Annotated in this window: 16 protein-coding genes; all 16 read right to left on the bottom strand. The window is 41.6% G+C overall.

All coding sequences use genetic code 11. The features are described from left to right. Positions 1 to 1,044 (bottom strand): N-acetylmuramoyl-L-alanine amidase, encoded by a 1,044-nt coding sequence (locus ABGU93_RS07140; protein WP_347412786.1) that lies wholly within the window; start codon positions 1,042 to 1,044, stop codon positions 1 to 3. Further along, a complete protein-coding gene (locus ABGU93_RS07135) occupies positions 1,041 to 1,478 on the bottom strand; it encodes a phage holin family protein (RefSeq protein ID WP_347412785.1) in 438 nt (145 codons plus the stop codon). Before ABGU93_RS07135 ends, ABGU93_RS07140 begins: the two co-directional genes overlap by 4 nt. A 49-nt stretch (positions 1,479 to 1,527) precedes the next feature. Beyond that, complete coding sequence (locus ABGU93_RS07130) at positions 1,528 to 3,756, bottom strand: hypothetical protein (protein ID WP_347412784.1); 2,229 nt, start codon at positions 3,754 to 3,756, stop codon at positions 1,528 to 1,530. A 24-nt stretch (positions 3,757 to 3,780) separates the two neighbouring features. Continuing rightward, a complete protein-coding gene (locus tag ABGU93_RS07125; RefSeq protein WP_347412783.1) occupies positions 3,781 to 6,117 on the bottom strand; it encodes a phage tail spike protein in 2,337 nt (778 codons plus the stop codon). Next, entirely contained in the window at positions 6,114 to 6,758 is a 645-nt protein-coding gene (locus ABGU93_RS07120; RefSeq protein WP_347412782.1) for a hypothetical protein, read from the bottom strand. Before ABGU93_RS07120 ends, ABGU93_RS07125 begins: the two co-directional genes overlap by 4 nt. Next, positions 6,755 to 9,607, bottom strand: coding sequence for a peptidoglycan DD-metalloendopeptidase family protein (locus ABGU93_RS07115; protein ID WP_347412781.1), 2,853 nt, complete (start codon positions 9,605 to 9,607; stop codon positions 6,755 to 6,757). Before ABGU93_RS07115 ends, ABGU93_RS07120 begins: the two co-directional genes overlap by 4 nt. Positions 9,608 to 9,815: 208 nt before the next feature. Then, positions 9,816 to 10,409 (bottom strand): Gp15 family bacteriophage protein, encoded by a 594-nt coding sequence (locus tag ABGU93_RS07110; RefSeq protein WP_347412780.1) that lies wholly within the window; start codon positions 10,407 to 10,409, stop codon positions 9,816 to 9,818. After that, positions 10,406 to 10,807 carry a DUF6673 family protein gene (locus ABGU93_RS07105; protein WP_347412779.1) on the bottom strand — a complete coding sequence of 134 codons (402 nt, stop codon included), beginning with the start codon at positions 10,805 to 10,807 and terminating at the stop codon, positions 10,406 to 10,408. Before ABGU93_RS07105 ends, ABGU93_RS07110 begins: the two co-directional genes overlap by 4 nt. An 11-nt stretch (positions 10,808 to 10,818) precedes the next feature. Further along, the gene (locus ABGU93_RS07100; RefSeq protein ID WP_347412778.1) at positions 10,819 to 11,328 is read right to left on the bottom strand and encodes a hypothetical protein; all 510 of its coding nucleotides are present in this window, start codon (positions 11,326 to 11,328) and stop codon (positions 10,819 to 10,821) included. Between the two features lie 4 nt (positions 11,329 to 11,332). Continuing rightward, positions 11,333 to 11,758, bottom strand: a complete 426-nt coding sequence (locus ABGU93_RS07095; RefSeq protein ID WP_347412777.1) for a chloramphenicol resistance protein — start codon at positions 11,756 to 11,758, stop codon at positions 11,333 to 11,335. Next, positions 11,755 to 12,093 carry a minor capsid protein gene (locus ABGU93_RS07090; protein ID WP_347412776.1) on the bottom strand — a complete coding sequence of 113 codons (339 nt, stop codon included), beginning with the start codon at positions 12,091 to 12,093 and terminating at the stop codon, positions 11,755 to 11,757. The genes ABGU93_RS07095 and ABGU93_RS07090 overlap by 4 nt, the downstream gene beginning before the upstream one ends. Continuing rightward, entirely contained in the window at positions 12,093 to 12,512 is a 420-nt protein-coding gene (locus ABGU93_RS07085) for a DUF6751 family protein (protein WP_347412775.1), read from the bottom strand. The genes ABGU93_RS07090 and ABGU93_RS07085 overlap by 1 nt, the downstream gene beginning before the upstream one ends. Next, positions 12,509 to 12,847, bottom strand: a complete 339-nt coding sequence (locus tag ABGU93_RS07080; RefSeq protein ID WP_347412774.1) for a hypothetical protein — start codon at positions 12,845 to 12,847, stop codon at positions 12,509 to 12,511. Before ABGU93_RS07080 ends, ABGU93_RS07085 begins: the two co-directional genes overlap by 4 nt. A gap of 4 nt (positions 12,848 to 12,851) precedes the next feature. Then, positions 12,852 to 13,988, bottom strand: coding sequence for a P22 phage major capsid protein family protein (locus tag ABGU93_RS07075; RefSeq protein WP_347412773.1), 1,137 nt, complete (start codon positions 13,986 to 13,988; stop codon positions 12,852 to 12,854). A 27-nt stretch (positions 13,989 to 14,015) separates the two neighbouring features. Then, positions 14,016 to 14,624, bottom strand: a complete 609-nt coding sequence (locus ABGU93_RS07070; RefSeq protein ID WP_347412772.1) for a phage scaffolding protein — start codon at positions 14,622 to 14,624, stop codon at positions 14,016 to 14,018. Between the two features lie 283 nt (positions 14,625 to 14,907). Continuing rightward, positions 14,908 to 15,090 carry a hypothetical protein gene (locus tag ABGU93_RS07065; protein ID WP_347412771.1) on the bottom strand — a complete coding sequence of 61 codons (183 nt, stop codon included), beginning with the start codon at positions 15,088 to 15,090 and terminating at the stop codon, positions 14,908 to 14,910. Between the last annotated feature and the right edge of the window lie 57 nt (positions 15,091 to 15,147).

The following is a 15,147-nucleotide window of genomic DNA, read 5'->3' as shown; positions in this document are numbered from 1 at the left end:
TCAGAAACCGAAATATGCAAGGATTCCATCCATGATACCCAACGCTTCTAATTCGGCCCCACCATTTGAAAATAAGTTGCACTCATCCGGATTGGATGAAAACAACGCTTCGGTGATTACTGCGACCATATCAGAATATGTTACATCCGAATCATCACGCTGGATCACTCCCCGCCGATAAGTGCCAAGACGGTTACATAACCCGTTTAATGTCAGAGTGGCCAACCGCAGCCCATTATCACTGCCCGGATAACAGATCGTTTCAGATCCGTTTGACGCCGGATCACTTGACCCATTATGATGTACTGAAACAAAAATATCGGCATTGGCATTATTTGCAATCTCTGTTCGCTCAGATAGGTACATATGGACATCCGTTGTTCTTGTATAGATGATTGATGCTCCACGTTCCGAAAGTAGCTGACCAAGCCTGAGAACGACACATAAATTTTGATCTGACTCACGGAGCAATCCAACCGCCCCTGGATCGGAGCCACCGTGACCAGGATTCAGGCAGATAATTTTCCCTGCCAGACTTTTCTGCACTTGTGGTGTAGGCATGGCCGGGGCTACCGATTTTGGTTCTGCCTTAATGAAATTACGAACATCGCCAACAGTCAATTTAACCGATTTGGGGGCGATGATGATCTTTATCCCCTCGATCCGGAGTCCTAACCCCTCTGTTCCGGCTGGTTCACCGTTCATGGCCCAATTCATATCGCCATAATTTTCAGCGTGAACGCCATAATAGATATCATATTCGCTTGCTTTTTCGCCCGTCAGCCGGATTTTTACAGCTTCCAGGCGTAACCCCTGACCGGTTGTTCCCAGCAACTCACCATCCCGCTTTACATCCGTCCAGCCAGTGTTTTGGATCTGCCCCTCGTATTCGACCCCTAGCTGATCCGAATCGGTTTTGATGCTCAGGGCTTCCAGTCGTTTTGACTTACCAAATGTTCCGCATAGTTCTCCGTTTTGAAATGGGCCGATATTGCCAATGTCCTGGACATGGCCGTCATATATTACGTTTGCTTTTTCAATCATTTTATTTCACCCTCACTTTCATTTTGTGTTTCTGTTTTATTTTCTATCTGCTTTAATGCCTTGGTCAGTGCTTCCGGGAGGGGAACACCTAAATTACCGGTGTTCTCCAAGATGCTCAGCCCTTCATTGGCAATGAACATCAGGCAGACGATGTTTTTAAAATATGCCCCGCCTTGATTGGTGGCAATATCAATCTGAACGGCCACCATAACCACGACCAACTCAGCCATCTTTTTAAACAATCCTTTTAATCCAACCGATGAGGACAATCCTTTATTCTGATACGCTACCATTAAACCCGTCAGATAATCCAATGCCATCAGCGATACCAACACGCTCATCAGTGTATCCCAACCTCCGAACAACCAGGTAAAAAAGCCAATAACCGCCGTAAAAATACCCGATAAAATCGGGCTGTCAATTAAATATCTCATTGTTTCATCCTTTCCTTTGCAAAAAAAATCAGCCTCAAAGCTGATATTCTCATTTTTTATTGATAAACCGAATGTCAATGTCATTAACTATTTCGGGAACCATAAATTTCCTGAGACTGTAACCGTCACGTCTTATTTGTGTTCCCGCCCAGATAAACACATCTGAAAAACCCAAGGTAATTCCTTTATTAGCTGCACGTTCAATCTTTTTCCATTGACCCTCATAAGCTGGTCTTGACTTATCGTTATTGTCCTCCGGATCAATCACTTTTGCTGCTACCGAGCCATCAGAACCGTAATCAGAAACAAGATAATTACTCCACATCGTATCCGCTCCCCACCCATTGTAAACACATTTCATAATATAAGGTTGATAGGGTGCCATATTCATTCCACCACTTAAATAAGTGAATCCCCATGTGCTGTTAACCGCTGAAATTGCTAAATAGGCTGTTCCTGAGTTCTTAATATAGATCACATCACCTGAAGAAAATGTTTCTGATCGAATCTGCAGCTCATTATAAATAGACTGGTCTGAAACTACATTAAAATAAGCTGCTTCATTTGTCGCTGAAATTGAAACTCCACCAGGCACCATACTGATCGTAGTTTCTTTTTTGTAAGGTTTAACCTCAATTGGCTCCTGATACTCTGCCCATGCAAAACCAGCAAAATAATTGGCTTTGACAAATTGATAGTTTAGCTGTTTCAAAGCAAATTTAAAAACCGAAAGATGCGACTTGTTTTCAGTCATGAGCCAGTCATAGTCTTCAATTTGGATAAAATCCAGGTTTGGGAATTTCCAATATTGTCTGGCAAAATTTGCATACATCATGCCTTTGGGAACCCGTTTTGAATCCAAAACCGATGGCGGGAAAAATAAAATTGTGTATTTGACGTTTTTATCCTTTGCAATACGCCTGACAAAATCCGAAAAATCACCAAGCTTCATTCCCAACCAATTTGCCGTTTCAATATTTTTACTTGTTAATTCAAAACTGGACGTATCAAAGACTGGTATCTCCCTGCCCAGTTCACTTAAATGAAGGGCAACTGTGGCTTGATCATAAAAACATGGGGGTCTGTTTGGATAAGGTATACTGACATCCCCCGGCATAAATTCCTGCCACCACCACCAGGGTTCTCCAAGCTGTAATGTCACATTCTGACTCCCCAGGTAACTAATCGCAATATCCAATGATTCTTCACAGATACGCTGATAATAAATCCTTGCTTCCTGATTGGTTGGACTGAAAAAGAATGTCGGTGGTTCCCAACCAGTACGCCCGGCCTTATAACAGGCAGACTCCTTGTCATAAAACAGTTGTTGCCATTTTTCCGGGATGTGCAAGTTTTCCATAGAAATTGAGACAATCAACCGGTTAAAGCCATACTGCGGCATGTAGTAACATAAGCATTTAAGCCATTCGGAAAATGCCAGGCACAGCCCCTTTGATTCCACAACTTTAAAATTGTTATAGTCCTCACTATCCGCTCCAGCAATGCCCACCTTCTCATAATAATGTGACGCACCGATGTACAAATTGATAACGTCTCGATATCCGAGCTTCCTGTTAAACATCAGCAGATTCCGGGGATTTCTGAAACATTCGTCATCATAGCCTTCAGCAACACGAAAAAAATGGGTCTCACGTTCGTAATCATCAATTGTCGTGAATCCCCCAGTGACAGTATAATTTGAAAAAAAAACTGTAAATTCATCAAAACGGCCGGTACAAGTTACATTTGTATAGTCATAATATGTTGGCACAATCGCCATAACAACCGTTTCAATCCCCGTAGTTGGAAGTGGAAATAATTGCAAAACATATGGCTGCGACTCCGGATCGCTGGGATCATAGTCAGGATTTTCTACCATTCTTCGCTCAAACAGATTACTAAAATCAATATGATAATGATTGTTGCCAGTCAATGAATCCCTTAACAAATGCGTCAGGATCGTTCCATCACTATAATAAACTGCCAAAGCCGGTGCTTTGTCTTCAATGGCAGCATCAAAGGGCTTTACGGCACCAGTAAAGCTGACATCAAAATCAATGATAATATCAGCAAAATCTGTCACTTTTTCATGCCTGAACATCGCATGATTCTTTGTGTCCGTGTTTTTCCAAATGAAGCCAATATAATCATTATATGCCCGAAAACTACCACATATTTTTAGTGACTGATCCGAAATTGAATTTGCCGAGGCGATAGCAGCAGCGTTAAAATTCACCTGCCAGTCATGAAGGGCAAAGACCTGATAAGTTAAAGACATGAAATTCAACACCACTCTTTCTCATTAAACATATGTCCCAATTATTTGCACACTTACATACCAATTACTAGGATCACTCAATGTCCCGGTAAACTTCAAACTACAACCAGTGTATAGAATCAGGCCCTCATCATTTCTTTGAATGACCAAATCCGTAGTAACAACAATATCCTTTGCCGTTTCAGTGCCCCCACCAACATCATCAATATTCTTCAAAATAGATACATTCACAACTGGAGGCATGGTATGTTCTCGCTGAAATACAACATTTACTCCAGTCAAATCGAAAGGATAATTTCCATATTCTATCCAGGCTTTTCGGTCATTGTTAATTGCCGCAATTTTCTTCAAGAGATACTGTTTATCATCATACATCTGTTGGGTAACACCAGCCGACGCATCACCTAGGATCAACTTGTCTTTTGCTGGATCCTGAAAGTTTCTGACCTTTTTTGTAACAAGAAAAAACTCATCGATTCCATGCGGATTTGAAATGCATCTTACCGAATCGCCAACATTGATTTTCTGAATATCGACATTAACCAAAGACAAATCTAGCGCCGTTAACTCCAGATTGATTTTAAGATTCACAAGATTATTAAGATGGTCAATTCCCCGTTCCAATAATCGCTGCGGATCTTCGATATCATTCCATTCCTGATAGCCAAAAATCCAGCCATAAAGATTAACGGCTTCTTCATTATAGATATAATCAGATCCATCATTCACACTTTCAATATTGACTTTGATTCCATCAATTGTTTTTCCAACAGGAATCAGAGCCGTTATTAATCCATTTGCAGACTCATTTGACTGATAATTCAGCAGATTTCTGGCAAAGCGGATGACTTGCGTATTAACCCGCCCCATCGACTCACGAAAATCAAGAAATCGCAAACCGCCAATATGTTCAATTGTGATAATTCCACCGATATTATCAAGCAATGTCGTCTTCATCAGCTCAAAGGTATTAATATAATCGTTTTTTCGCAGATCATCATAGGTATTATCAAGCTTTGTGACAATACCCATATAAATATGCTTGTCTTGTGTGACGTTTAAATTATGATTATTCAGGATTGCAGTCAACCACTGTTCAATCGGCTGACTTTCATATACAGCTGGTCTTTGGATTGTGTCCAGTAAAAAAGCCAACTCACCTTCACAAACAACCATTTTTTCGTTATAAAAATTTCGGTCATCCTCCAAAATCCGACCTTCAAATAACAGTTCTCGCTCCTTATTGGTATTAATAGCAAAGACTCTGATCACCGTTCGCATTTTCATCAGATCATGATAGTATTTATGCTTAGGGTTAATTTTAAACTGAAAACTCGCCACTTTATTAAGCTCTTCAGTCAACTGCATTTCCGTCACCCGTTCCCTGGATCTAATATCATGAATCAGGTATTCCGATATTGGAAAGTCAACCGCCCAAACTTGAATATACGGTGCTTTATTGACAATCTCATTTGAAATGTTCTCATTTATGCTATCAATATCCCGGATGACAATCACGCTGATCGCCTCTGCCCTTAAAGCAAGCCCTGTTGTTCCCAGCCTCGCACCATTTTCGACCCAGTCCGTCCACCCAGAGTTTTCAATATGTCCACGATACATCACTTTAAATTTACTGGCATCAAAACCAGTCAATTGAATTTCTATGGCTTCCAACCTAAGACTTTGTCCCACCGTCCCGGATGTTTGACCATCATGCACCCAATCCATCCATCCTAGATTTTCAACATGTGATCGATAACGAATTCCTAAATTATAATCCTGTGTTTCTGTTAATTTTATTTCGACTGCTTCCAGTCGTAACCCCTGTCCCACTGTGCCAGATGCCTGACCATTTCTAAACCAGGCTTTCCAACCGATGTTTTCAACGTGAGACCGGTACACTGTATTCATAACAGCACCGGGATCCTCCGAACGATAGAGATTTTTTCCTTTTTCAAGAATCAGAATCTGAAGCCCTTCGGCCCGCAGTGCCTGACCCTCAGTTCCGGCTACCCCTCCATCTTTGCACCACTGCAGCCAGCCAATATTTTGAATATGAACCCGATACCAGATGCTGTATTTATTTGCATCAGCACCAAACAATGAAATCATTAACGCTTCTAAACGCAAGCCTTCGCCTGTTGTCCCTGCAGTTGAACCATTGGTGACCACATCCTGCCAACCAATGTTTTCCACATGCGCTTTATATGCAATATTTAAGTCAAGACCATTTAAATCGTCAAATTTAATTTCAATTGCTTCAATTCGCAGACCCTTTCCAACCGTCCCGCTTAATTGGCCAGCCTCGACCCATTTTCTCCATCCTAGATTTTCCACATGCGTTCGATAAGTCAGTTTCATAAAGAAGCTCCCCGATAATCTATTGTCACTGTTCCAGTTCCCGAAAAATTCAATTCATGAGTTCCCGGACCAAGAAAAATTTCAAGAATCTGGTTCTCACCGGTATTTAAAGAATAGGTATTCCCTAAATATTCGACAGTCATCTCATTTGAACATAAAAACACTGGACAAATATGCTTATGTAGCCCAACTAAGGTAACCGTTTGAGGAAGCGTTAACGCAACCGGATATTGTTGATTGATTTCATATTTGTATGGTTCAACCGTCGCTATCATTTCAATCTGCCCACCATAGCCCAGAATATTAGTACAGTCTGAAAACTCAACCCGGCCAATCCAATAAAAATCAGGGTCCCAGGAGAATTTAATTTTCGTACGTTTCCCGGTTATAGCATTTGACAAACCGCTAAATACCGAAAAAAACTGATCCCTTGAAAATCGCAGATCAGCCGTTACTTTTATTGTTCTCATCTGATATTCCACATTTCCAGAAATCGACTCTGTCAAATCAAAATAATCAGAAGTCCCTGGGATATCGATTATCATCGTTTTGGCCACCGGTGGTGATATTGAATATTTCAAAACCCTCAATCCATAATTTTCACTTAGGCTGATATCATCTAAAAATATGTCAAATTTCATAACTGTCCACGATCCTTTCTTGCCCTTATTGTGCCAAATTTACTGTCAAACTGAGCAATCGTCCCGCCAACCAGGGCCCCGGTATCCAATACCAGAGTACTGTCTTTATTTAAAAGCGCATCCAGTGTTTCATTAATTGAATCAAGCTTGGATTCATAAGATGTCTGCGAAATAGCCTGTCGGATCGGATTAACCGAGGATTTGAAAACCATACTATCACCAAACCGAATATTTTCAGCTGTCACAGCGGCCAGCAGTTTTTCAATCAGACTATCATTACCTGTTAAAGCAGGATTATATTTCTTCGGAACAACGGCTTCATCCTTATGCAAAAGGTAAGGGCCAGTTTTAGGAACCCGATTCGTTCCTGTTGCCAAGCCAAACAAAGCGGATGGATCAATCCAGACTCCATCCTGCATCAATCCGAAATGAAGGTGAGGCCCGGTAGAGTTTCCAGTATTTCCGGACAAGCCGATTGTTTGCAATTTAGTTACCAAATCACCCACGCTGACCAATACTTCAGAAAGATGTCCATATAAAGACTCAAGCCCATTGCCATGATCAATCATTACTGAATAGCCATAACCACCATTCCAGCCAGCTTGTACGACCGTTCCCGAACCCGCGGCCCCGACAGGTGTTCCTTCTGGTACACCAATATCAATGCCCATATGATCTTTTGTACCGATATCCCCAACATCATCCCTGTATCCAAATCCACTGGTTACCGATCCACTAACTGGCGCAGTTAAGTCACCCATGGATGCTCCACCAATTCCAATGCTTTTAAAAAACTCCAATGCCCCTGAACCAATAAAATCAATTGCGGCTTTGAGGTTAAAATTACCTGCAGCAAACGCCGTTTTGATTTCTTCAATCATTTTGTTGACAAATGCAATCAATGAATCTCCGTTGAGACCATTAATCAGTCCCTTGATCATCCACTTTCCAATTTCAAACAGTTCTTTTGATGGCGATGCGATTCCAAGCCCTTCCTTAAACTTGGTCAGAATATCATTAACCAGCCCGGTTACGGCATCATAGACATTAGAAGCAGTTTCCTTAATCCCCCGGACAATCTCTGAGATCATACTCGTTGCAGCTTCATAAAGCTTTGCGGGAAGTGAAAAAATAATATCAATGATCGCCTGCTTGACTTCACTCCATTTTGTTTTAGTCGCCGTGTTAATCTCATCCCAATGTTCTGTGACTGCCTCGACGAGTTCAATCATTTTTCCAATGGTATTGTCATAGATCGCTAGACAAGCATTTTGAAGCAGATTTATGATCCCATCCCAAACATTTTTGGTTGTATCAGTAATGCTTTTCCAGGATGCTGAAATTGAATTGCTGATATTGCTCAAAATCCCCGTTATCAGACTCCAGAGAAAATTTAGAATGGATCCGATCGTATCAACAACATTTTTAACTGCCGTTCCAGCAAACTCCCAGGCCGTTGACCAGTCCCCCTGGAAAATGGCCACAATCATACCAATGATATTCCAGATAAAAGAAATCAGATTGGAAATGACCTCATAAATCGGAGTCAAAAAATTAATAATTCCCGGCAGTGTCTCCATGAAAGCCGCAAATAAAGCTGATAATGCTGGAATAACAGATTCATATAGGACTTGTACCAGATATAAAAACACCGGCTTGACATTTTCCCAAAGGTTTTGAAACGCTGCCAGAATTGGCTGCACCGCTTCAATAATTTGCGGCATAATTTCAAAAACCTTCTTCCTGGCCTCGTCAAAAGCGTCAATAGCCGCTATTTTCACCCGTTCAAATGCTGTGCCAAATGGGGAAAGCTCTTTTGCGACGCCTGATAAGTCAAGTTTCTTGGCATTTTCAAGAAGCGTTTTAAACCCATCGCCAGCCAACTGCAATCCTGATGTCAGACCTTTTAGCGCTTCAACCGCCAACCCCAAAACGGGACCGCCGACAATGGCCAAAAAATCGGTCCAGGCCTGGTTAATATTACCCAATTGGTTTTCTAATCCGTCTGACTCGCGCGCAGCTTGCCCGGTAGCACCAGCCAAATTTTGCATATTCTGGGCATATTCTAACCGGGTAGCCTGCTTGGTTGCTTCATCTAAATTTGACCACTCGGCGGTCGTTTCAACTAAACCTTTTTGAATGGCAAACTGGGCCATTTGGGTATCATTAGCAAAAATACCAATTGCCTCGCCACCCTCGTAGTTCCCTTTGATAAATGACGTTAAGGCACTGTTTGCATCGGAATAGGCAATATCATAAAACGCTGCTGCATCAGCAGACAATGTCACCGCATCACTCGCCTTTTGCATGGCAGCTTCAGTATCAAGACCCAGGCCTTTAAACATTGATGTCATTTGCGACATTGAAGGTTTTAAGCGGTTGGAAACCATTCCGAACTTGTCCGCCATCTTATCAATCGCATCCTGGGCCATCGGTTCCAGATCGCCAAACACCTGCGTAAACTGAGCCTCCATCGCTTTGGCTGATCCTGCCGCTTCAATGGCCGCCTTTCCAAATTCAATGATTTTATCGACGGCAAAAGCCGCCGCAATGGCACCACCAACTGCTTTCAAACCGCTCATTGCGGTTTGTCCTAATTCCGAAAGCCGACTGCCTGCCCCTTCAGACGATTTGCCCACTCGGTCTAGATCATCAATTAATTGTTTTGAACCCTGACTGCTGGATTTTCTGACTTCTGCCCAGGCTTTTGACATTGCCTGCGACTGATCCATTCCAGCTTTGCGATATTCAGCTGCCAGTGAAGCTGCCTGAGATTTTAGATTTTTTGTACTTTTCTCGACCCCACTGGTATCAACTTCAGTTTCAATAATAATTTTGCCATCTGCCAATGCGTTCTCACCACCTTTTAACTGGTTTGAGTCATCGGCATCTCAGGCACTACTTGACTTTATTTATTCTGATTTCAAACTTCTTCTTACACTTTCGCCCTTTACATACAACGAACAACCCTTTACTCTCAGAATTTTCGTTATAGATAATCGGCATTTCATAGCCGCAATATGGGCATTTTACTCTCTTTTCAATTGTTATCACCACCTAAATTAAGGCATCCAGACTATTTGCAAATTCAATTTCTTTTTCTTCTTCTGACCGATAATCAGGCAGCCGATATAGCTGTTTTAATTTCCGAAAAGCTTTGCGCTGTTCGGCCGTCATATTCTTATCAATCTTCATAGCACGATAGCCCATGACCTTCTTAAATTCGTGATCCTCTCTCAGTGCCGACATTAACGAACGAAACACCCACCAGTGCAGATAGTCGATATTTACCAGATCAATCCGGTACTGATCGAGAAAAGCTGCATAAATAAGAGCACCGTCTACCTCGAAGGAATAAACCGGACGTTGCCGCCGAGCTGTTTCCGTTTCGCTTTTCTTAATACTTCTATTCTCTTCACCACACTGATAAAACCAGAGAAAGGCTTCAACTGCCAGCGCCTGATCAACAATATTGTGGCCGTTAAAAAAACGCTGAACCAGTTGCAGCGTCTTTGAACCTTTTTCTTCAATTGTACCGGGGCCTTGCACAATCATCTCATATTCGATAAAAAGTCTGAAATCAGCATTGACCAAATAATCTATTCCCTCCAACTCAATATACTGAACTGGGGGTTCAGTCAAAAGATTCATTTTGCCGCAGTAAACTTTTTCTTGGTTGCCGTGCGTGTTTTAGGCAGATGATCCATCGGTTTTACAGGCGCTGGTTTCTTTTTGACAACCTTTAGGTATTTATCCATTTGGCCTTTGATTGTTTCCGGTGCCTTCTCAATTTCGGAAACGACTTTAACAAATGCATCAAGATGATTTGTAAGGTTCATCCCTCCTTGAAAAATTGCTTCTGCTGCGCCTTCACCAAAAACAGCATCAAAAAATTTATTGATGGTCAAACACGGCTGCCGCACCAAATCACCGACTCTATCACTCTCAACCGATTCATCCTGAAGATTTTCAAGCGCATCCTGAAGCGAATCAAGAACATCCGCATCCATCAAATCCAGTTCCAGTTCAACACCATTAATTTCAATCATTGTTTTCCTCCTTAAACCGCTGCAGTAAATGTTGCGATTTTCTTCTCTGCATCCAGGGTAACCGTTCCTTTAGTAATGGGGCCATTAGCTTTCAGATTGCCACTATAGGTATAAGCATCCGTCGAATCCCCTTCACTGTCAGGAATAACAGCAAAATCACGCTTTCTTGCCGCATAGGTTGTGACTTCACCAGTGGTGGTTGAATCCGTCAAATCAACAATTATAATCGAACGAATCGCTGCTGTACCCAAGGTCTCACTATCGGTCAATGCGACAATATCATCATGCACAGGATTTTCAAGATACTGGTCAAACCCATATGACATGGCCGGACTAAATGCGATGACATCGGATCGCTCAGAATCTTCATCAACATACTGTCGATTGTATTCTTTCGCATTCTTACTTGTACTGGATTCTGTAAATCCTCTCATCCGGTGATAGGTAATAGTCCCACCACCCGCCGCTGGCACACCATAAAACGCCAGCTTATCACTTCTTTTTACTAATACTTCACTCACTTATTCAAGCCTCCTGTTTATATTTAAAATTGCACTGGATAACATACTGTGCTTTGTCCAATTCATTGTTGTACAGATATCCCGGAGTAGTTGCTTGAACAGATAATGGCATTCGCCTGGCATCAAGTTCTGGTAATACTCGGGAATCTGTTTGTTCTTCCAGCCATTCTGAAAAGTGTTCAAAGAAACCGATGTTTTCGATGTTTTCAAGAACATCAGAGCCGTAAACCTCCCGACTGGAAAAATTGAAAGCAAATTGCCGGATGGAACCGCCATCCATAAACTTCTTAACAATGGGATCCACCGGCACATTTTCGATCATGTAGGCTGTAGCATCCTCTCGTAGATAATCAATCCCAATCCCCTGGTGAAATTCGTCCAGATGAGGACAAGTCTTGATAAAACCACGAATGTACTTAATAATTGTCACTTTACTTTAACACCTGCCTTTTTTGCGACTGATCGAACAATCTCCGGCCCACGATCCGACCACATCCGCAAACACCATTGTTTCCCTCGTAAGCCTTTGCCTTTATTTTCAAACCAATGGCGTCTGGCATAAGGCTGGATATATTGAATTTCATCAGATTTTTCAATAGCCGTATTTTTTAATGGACCTTGACGCATTGGCACATACTTGTCACTTAACCTCCTTACTTCATGCGTAAAGAATTTTTGAATATCGCCACCTTTATTGAGTCTGCGCTTTAATAGAATCCTATCCGATGAATCAATATTTATCTTTACCCGTGTCATTTTGCTCATTATTTCGCTCCAATCTCCCAGTGAGGCAAGCCTGTATCTGTCAGATCCACTACCGACACAATGGTCAATACATCATCCCGAGTATTTTTCAACCCTTCCAGATTATAGGGCTTTACTCCAGTTAGGTTAAAATCGGTTATTCCTTTAACTATAATATCCCCGGCATTGAAAGTGAAATACAGTTCCTTTTCGTCGGAATTTGCCCATGCTTTTGGTTTGATGTATGTTTTATTAATAGCGGAGTCCGGGTAAGTAAAAACCTCTGTAAAGTCAGCAGTTTGCAAACCCTTATCATTTACCGTCACGGCCCGGGATCCCTGCCAGTTGACACTATAAAGATATGACCGCAAATAGACGTCGTGGCCTAAATTGCGGTCATAATATTTGTTGTAAATGGTCATATCGGCATTTGAAATCATGTCAGGCCTCGATACAGTAAACCGGTATTAACCAGCCAAGGTTTAGCTTCTTCATACAGTTTTTGATTGTTTGATTTCCCGGATGCGACATAGGATCTTGACTCTTTTCCACTTGACTCACTTGCAATTTCAAGCCCCTTTTCCTGGTTATACATTTCATCCATCACAGCACAGATTGCCATTTTTATTGGATCAGTAACATTAGAACCGATGCGCCCTTGAGCGATCATATTCACATAGGCCGTAGCCTTAGAGGAAAGCCGAATGAAATCTTCATTCTTTACCAGCTTTCCTCCATAAGTTTCCGTGTAATAGGTGTAATCAATACAGGACATGATGTTAACCAAGGATACGAACTGCCAACTCCTGGTACATTGTTTTGTAACCATAGAGTACATCCATCGAAATCATTTCCTTTTTGTATTTAAGATCATAGCCTTTTACTACTCGCATGGAAACACCGTTGTAAGATACAACATAAGCCTCAACACCTGAAGGCAAAACAAGCGGTCGAGTCACAAATGCAAAGGCCTGTGGGATGAATCCCAAGTTTGCAGTATGATCTGCAATCTTGGTAATTGCATCGGTCGTTTTAAGTTCAGGTAAAGCCGGATAAACCGTAATTGCAAGCTCATCTGAAGCAGCCGTTCCACCGGTTACAACAGTATAGGGTTTCCCTTTGATTGTCAGAATGTCACCCTTAACCAGTGTTCCGGTTAGAGTGGGGCCGGTTCCTCCAGTCACCGCAAGCGTTAAAGCTGTAGCACCTGCTGCAACAGCTGTTTTGGGCACAATTTTAGGATTCGTACCCCCACCAACCGCCAAAGTTCCTGCTGTGTGAACCTTGACACCCTGGGCCATATAATTATTGAAAGAGTACAATCTTCCCAGCTCACCTTCTCGTAATGCCGCTGTACTTGCAGATTTCTCAGCATTGGCTACTGAAGGAATTACACTCAGTGAGGCTTCAGCTTCAGGATCCCAAACTGCAACACGGCCAGCTAAAGGTACTTTGTTGATGTTCAACGCTTTTCGTGCATTAGCAATGACATCCAATGCTGCTGGAGTAGTTCCGGCCTCACCGGCAATATACGGAATATCCTTATACAGGAATAACCCGTCACTATTGATCTTTTCTGCTAATGCAACAGCTGAAGGTTCGATAAACAACCGAGTCAGATCGTCAATATTGGTTGCTCCGGCGATTGCTCCCCATTCTGCATCTACGGTTGCCAGCTTATCTAGGGTTACTTCGACACTGGATTCTTTGATGTCCTGTGGTACTACTCCATTTGCTTCGTCAAAATCTTTGGCTTCCAAAACAACTGGTTTCTTAACCTGAATCTTTGCCCCTTTCCCAGGTTGAAAATCATTTGAAAAATCACGATAAACCAAATTTGGAAAGACCATGTTTTCAATTAACCGTTGCAAGGTTAGTCTTGCAATTACTTTTACTTCTAAAAATTCATTTGCCATTTATTATTTCTCCCTCTCAATTAAATACTATTTTTTCGCAAAAACCATCTCAAAATACTGATCATCTGAAATAGTATTGTGATCAATGGTTTTAATCCCGCTACCATGAACACCGCCTGAAGATAAAATAACCCCTGGGGGTTCCGGATCTGTTTTGTCCTGCTTGACAAATGCCCCAGGATTACTTTCTTGAAGGGCTTTGATATAGTCATCTGCACCCAAGAATTTACCATCTTCCAATTTGAAAGCTTTTTCTTTAAATTCTGAAAACACCGCTTTTTTGGCTAAATCAGAACTAAATTCAATGCCGCACAGGAACTTATCTACTGCAAACTCATAATCTTTTGTTGCCATCTGATTTTTTAGAGCTTCTGTATCCTGCTCATACTTTGCTTTCCACTCATCGGCTGCTTTCTTGATCCCTTCAACGTCCAATTCTTCAAAACCCTTGATTGTCGCATTTGCTTCGCCCAATTGGGTTTTCACACCCTCCAGTTCTTCTTTCGCTTTGATTACATCCTGTTTTTGCTTTTCGATATCCTGTTTTAACTTTTCAATATCGGTACCATTTAATGCAAACACGCCTTTAATCTGATCTTCTGATAATCCTAATGCGGTTAACTCTTCTGTTTTCATCTCTTTATCCTTCCCCACTAAGCGTTTTAGGTGGTCGCTTTCACCCATGGTCCTGCTCTCGTAGGCTTGCAGGATAGCCAAATTTTAGGTATAAAAAATAAGCCTTTTAACGTCATGCTCATGACACAGTTGAACTTTCGGCAGTCAAACTACTCAATTATCATTTTTCATTTCGAAAAGCAAAAACACATTCCTAAAAAGTTGATTTGAAGCCATGCTTCAACATAGTGCTTCCCGTTTTCCCAGTACTTTGTAAGATAGTGATGCATTGTTTAATCCTCCCTCATTCTTCAATACTCATGAATACTTTCTCGTTTTTATCGATAAACTGGGGTTCACCAAAGCCAATTCGAATATCAACATCATCTTTTTGAATCACTTCATTTGTTTCAAGATTTATATAACCAAGTAATTCACCATCCTCAATCTTTGTTACTGCTACATATTTGGGTACCGTCGCACTCATCAATTTTAATCCTCCTTAATTTTTTCCATAAAAAAACCACCTGACTTTTAAATCTGG

It is taken from the genome of Acetobacterium sp., from assembly GCF_039830195.1.
In the GTDB taxonomy this organism is placed as follows: domain Bacteria; phylum Bacillota; class Clostridia; order Eubacteriales; family Eubacteriaceae; genus Acetobacterium.
This window is presented reverse-complemented; position numbering and strand designations above follow the sequence as displayed.